The 5,727-nt window shown below is 55.8% G+C and carries 3 rRNA genes; all 3 read right to left on the reverse strand.

The features are described from left to right. Positions 1–57 precede the first annotated feature (57 nt). Positions 58–174 (reverse strand): 5S ribosomal RNA (gene rrf / locus FQP90_RS22790). A gap of 143 nt (positions 175–317) precedes the next feature. Next, a 23S ribosomal RNA gene (locus FQP90_RS22795) occupies positions 318–3,461 on the reverse strand. Between the two features lie 553 nt (positions 3,462–4,014). Further along, a 16S ribosomal RNA gene (locus FQP90_RS22800) occupies positions 4,015–5,537 on the reverse strand. The 16S, 23S and 5S rRNA genes sit together here, the layout of an rRNA operon. Positions 5,538–5,727: the final 190 nt, after the last annotated feature.

Consider the following 5,727-nt stretch of genomic DNA (forward strand, 5'->3'; position numbering starts at 1 on the left):
TGTGTGGGTGTTAAAGGTGAAGAGCCCCGACCTGTGGTCGGGGCTCTTCGAATGGTTGTCCGGCGGTGTCCTACTCTCCCACACCCTCCCGGGTGCAGTACCATCGGCGCTGTGGGTCTTAGCTTCCGGGTTCGGAATGGGACCGGGCGTTTCCCCCACGCTATGACCGCCGTAACTCTGTTACCCGTCCCAACCCCCTTTTGGTGGGGTTGGGTGGGAAGTCTGTGGTTACAACTGTGGTGTTGTTATTTTGTTGTGGTGGTTCCTGGAACGGTTGTTGTTCGGGAACCACATAGTGGACGCGTGCAGTGTGTTGTGTGGTGTAAGTTGTTGGCCTATTAGTACCGGTCAGCTTCACGAGTCTTTAGTCCTCGCTTCCACATCCGGCCTATCAACCCAGTGGTCTGGCTGGGGGCCTCTCACACATGAATGTGTATGGAAATCTCATCTTGAAGCGAGCTTCCCGCTTAGATGCTTTCAGCGGTTATCCCATCCGAACGTAGCTAATCAGCGATGCACTTGGCAGTACAACTGACACACCAGAGGTTCGTCCGTCCCGGTCCTCTCGTACTAAGGACAGCCCTTCTCAAATTTCCTGCGCGCGCAGCGGATAGGGACCGAACTGTCTCACGACGTTCTAAACCCAGCTCGCGTACCGCTTTAATGGGCGAACAGCCCAACCCTTGGGACCTACTCCAGCCCCAGGATGCGACGAGCCGACATCGAGGTGCCAAACCATGCCGTCGATATGGACTCTTGGGCAAGATCAGCCTGTTATCCCCGAGGTACCTTTTATCCGTTGAGCGACGGCCATTCCACAATGTACCGCCGGATCACTAGTCCCGACTTTCGTCCCTGCTTGAGATGTCTCTCTCACAGTCAAGCTCCCTTGTGCACTTACACTCGACACCTGATTGCCAACCAGGCTGAGGGAACCTTTGGGCGCCTCCGTTACTTTTTAGGAGGCAACCGCCCCAGTTAAACTACCCATCAGGCACTGTCCCTGACCCGGATCACGGGCCGAAGTTAGATGTCCAAAGTGACCAGAGTGGTATTTCAACGATGACTCCACCCGAACTGGCGTCCGGGTTTCAACGTCTCCCACCTATCCTACACAAGCCACTCCGAACACCAATACCAAACTATAGTAAAGGTCTCGGGGTCTTTCCGTCCTGCTGCGCGTAACGAGCATCTTTACTCGTACTGCAATTTCGCCGAGTTTATGGTTGAGACAGCGGGGAAGTCGTTACTCCATTCGTGCAGGTCGGAACTTACCCGACAAGGAATTTCGCTACCTTAGGATGGTTATAGTTACCACCGCCGTTTACTGGGGCTTAAATTCTCAGCTTCGCCACAAGTGGCTAACCGGTCCTCTTAACCTTCCAGCACCGGGCAGGAGTCAGTCCGTATACATCGTCTTGCGACTTCGCACGGACCTGTGTTTTTAGTAAACAGTCGCTTCCCCCTGGTCTCTGCGGCCCACACCCGCTCACGGAGAGCAAGTCTCCATCACGGGGCAGGCCCCCCTTCTCCCGAAGTTACGGGGGCATTTTGCCGAGTTCCTTAACCATAATTCTCTCGATCGCCTTGGTATTCTCTACCTGATCACCTGTGTCGGTTTGGGGTACGGGCGGCTAAAACCTCGCGTCGATGCTTTTCTAGGCAGCATAGGATCACCGGATCCCCCCTTACGGGAGTCCCATCAGATCTCAGGATCGTGCTCGAAACACACAGGAACGGATTTGCCTATCCCTGACCCTACATCCTTGGACCGGGGCAACCATCGCCCGGCCCGGCTACCTTCCTGCGTCACACCTGTTAATACGCTTACCTCCCGGGATCAGGTCCCGCGCTCGGCCAAAACCCACAACACCACAAGGGTGAGCGGGCAGGCTCCGGGCGGTTAGTATCCCCCGCTTGGCATGGGCGGTTTTTCGCCGGTACGGGAATATCAACCCGTTGTCCATCGACTACGCCTGTCGGCCTCGCCTTAGGTCCCGACTTACCCAGGGCAGATTAGCTTGACCCTGGAACCCTTGATCATTCGGCGGACGGGTTTCTCACCCGTCTTTCGCTACTCATGCCTGCATTCTCACTCGTGTAGGCTCCACCGCTGGTTTCCACCGCGACTTCACTGCCCACACGACGCTCCCCTACCACTCCACACCCCTGAACCACGAAGGCTAGGGTACTGTGTGAAATCCACAACTTCGGCGGTGTACTTGAGCCCCGCTACATTGTCGGCGCGGAATCACTTGACCAGTGAGCTATTACGCACTCTTTCAAGGATGGCTGCTTCTAAGCCAACCTCCTGGTTGTCTTCGCAACTCCACATCCTTTCCCACTTAGCACACGCTTAGGGGCCTTAGTTGGTGGTCTGGGCTGTTTCCCTCTCGACTATGAAGCTTATCCCCCACAGTCTCACTGCTGCGCTCTCACTTACCGGCATTCGGAGTTTGGCTGACGTCAGTAACCTTGTAGGGCCCATCGGCCATCCAGTAGCTCTACCTCCGGCAAGAAACACGCAACGCTGCACCTAAATGCATTTCGGGGAGAACCAGCTATCACGGAGTTTGATTGGCCTTTCACCCCTACCCACAGCTCATCCCCTCCATTTTCAACTGAAGTGGGTTCGGTCCTCCACGACGTCTTACCGTCGCTTCAACCTGGCCATGGGTAGATCACTCCGCTTCGGGTCTAGATCACGCCACTACACTCGCCCTGTTCAGACTCGCTTTCGCTACGGCTACCCCACACGGGTTAACCTCGCGACGTAACACTAACTCGCAGGCTCATTCTTCAAAAGGCACGCCGTCACCAGAATCAGACTGGCTCCGACGGATTGTAAGCACACGGTTTCAGGTACTGTTTCACTCCCCTCCCGGGGTACTTTTCACCTTTCCCTCACGGTACTGGTCCGCTATCGGTCATTAGGAAGTATTTAGGCTTATCAGGTGGTCCTGACAGATTCGCACGGGATTTCTCGGGCCCCGTGCTACTTGGGATCCTCTCCAGGCTGTACACAACATTACGGTTACGGGGCTCACACCCTCTCTGGCCGGCCTTTCAAGACCGTTCACCTATGCCTGCACCTCACCTCACCGGTCCGGCAGAACCAATACGGAAAGTCCCACAACCCCGCCCATGCAACGCCCGCCGGCTATCACACATGGAAACGGTTTAGCCTGATCCGCGTTCGCTCGCCACTACTAACGGAATCACTCTTGTTTTCTCTTCCTGCGGGTACTGAGATGTTTCACTTCCCCGCGTTCCCCCCACGCACCCTATGTGTTCAGATGCGGGTCACACAATCACCTTGCAGCGTTGTGCGGGGTTTCCCCATTCGGACATCCTGGGATCAACGCTCGGTTATCAACTCCCCCAGGCTTATCGCAGATTCCTACGTCCTTCTTCGGCTCCTAATGCCAAGGCATCCACCGTGTGCCCTTAAAAACTTGACCACACAAAGATCAAAAACTTACTCGAGAGAACCACGAGCCACTACGGCCCAAGGTTCATTCATAAGAAATTGCTGTATGGAACACACACCCACCAACCCCCAAAAGGATCAGCACATGCACGTCCCAGATGCTCGCGTCCACTATGTAGTTCTCAAACAACAACCCCATCAACCAGACCACCACCCACCACAACCCACACACGCGGATCGACACAGTGAGCCGGGGAACCGGCCGCAGGAACAAAAGAAACACCAGAAGTGCCCCCCTGCATTGCTGCAAAAAGGTCCTGTTGCCTCAGGACCCAACAGTGCGCCAAACACAACCCCCACACCCCACGCCCCGGCAGCGTTCCACACACCCCCACACCAAAGCGCAGGGACGCCGTACTAACACCAGGACACAACCGGGAAGGCCATGCCAAACAAAAAGTCTGATTCGTTGATATTCCACCCATGAGCACCCACCGCAGAACAGACGCCTGCGCAATGGGCAACACTGACAACCACACCATGCCCGCATGCACGGACACCGATGATTGCAAGCAGCTCCTTAGAAAGGAGGTGATCCAGCCGCACCTTCCGGTACGGCTACCTTGTTACGACTTAGTCCCAATCGCCGGTCCCACCTTCGACGGCTCCCCCCACAAGGGTTAGGCCACCGGCTTCGGGTGTTACCAACTTTCGTGACTTGACGGGCGGTGTGTACAAGGCCCGGGAACGTATTCACCGCAGCGTTGCTGATCTGCGATTACTAGCGACTCCGACTTCATGGGGTCGAGTTGCAGACCCCAATCCGAACTGAGACCGGCTTTTTGGGATTAGCTCCACCTCACAGTATCGCAACCCTTTGTACCGGCCATTGTAGCATGCGTGAAGCCCAAGACATAAGGGGCATGATGATTTGACGTCGTCCCCACCTTCCTCCGAGTTGACCCCGGCAGTCTCCTATGAGTCCCCGCCATAACGCGCTGGCAACATAGAACGAGGGTTGCGCTCGTTGCGGGACTTAACCCAACATCTCACGACACGAGCTGACGACAACCATGCACCACCTGTGAACCGACCGCAAGCGGGGGACCTGTCTCCAGATCTTTCCAGTCCATGTCAAGCCTTGGTAAGGTTCTTCGCGTTGCATCGAATTAATCCGCATGCTCCGCCGCTTGTGCGGGCCCCCGTCAATTCCTTTGAGTTTTAGCCTTGCGGCCGTACTCCCCAGGCGGGGCACTTAATGCGTTAGCTACGGCGCGGAAAACGTGGAATGTCCCCCACACCTAGTGCCCAACGTTTACGGCATGGACTACCAGGGTATCTAATCCTGTTCGCTCCCCATGCTTTCGCTCCTCAGCGTCAGTTACAGCCCAGAGACCTGCCTTCGCCATCGGTGTTCCTCCTGATATCTGCGCATTTCACCGCTACACCAGGAATTCCAGTCTCCCCTACTGCACTCTAGTCTGCCCGTACCCACTGCAGAACCGGAGTTGAGCCCCGGTCTTTCACAGCAGACGCGACAAACCGCCTACGAGCTCTTTACGCCCAATAATTCCGGATAACGCTTGCGCCCTACGTATTACCGCGGCTGCTGGCACGTAGTTAGCCGGCGCTTCTTCTGCAGGTACCGTCACTTACGCTTCTTCCCTACTGAAAGAGGTTTACAACCCGAAGGCCGTCATCCCTCACGCGGCGTCGCTGCATCAGGCTTCCGCCCATTGTGCAATATTCCCCACTGCTGCCTCCCGTAGGAGTCTGGGCCGTGTCTCAGTCCCAGTGTGGCCGGTCACCCTCTCAGGCCGGCTACCCGTCGTCGCCTTGGTAGGCCATTACCCCACCAACAAGCTGATAGGCCGCGAGTCCATCCAAAACCGCAAAAGCTTTCCACCACCACCACATGCGTGGAATGGTCATATCCGGTATTAGACCCAGTTTCCCAGGCTTATCCCAGAGTCAAGGGCAGGTTACTCACGTGTTACTCACCCGTTCGCCACTAATCCCCCCAGCAAGCTGGAGATCATCGTTCGACTTGCATGTGTTAAGCACGCCGCCAGCGTTCATCCTGAGCCAGGATCAAACTCTCCGTTGAAGTAAAACAAAAACAGACACAACCACACCCACCGGAAATAACGGCAAAACGCGGCTGCACAAAATTCGAAACCAGCTGAAAACCAGACCACCACACACGGGGGTGCGCAGCAACCTGGCAAAATTCAACCAATCAAAAAACAATCGGTATCAACAAACTTGGCACACTATTGAGTTCTCAAACAACAGAC

It is taken from the genome of Paenarthrobacter nitroguajacolicus (assembly GCF_007786235.1).
Lineage (GTDB): Bacteria > Actinomycetota > Actinomycetes > Actinomycetales > Micrococcaceae > Arthrobacter > Arthrobacter nitroguajacolicus_A.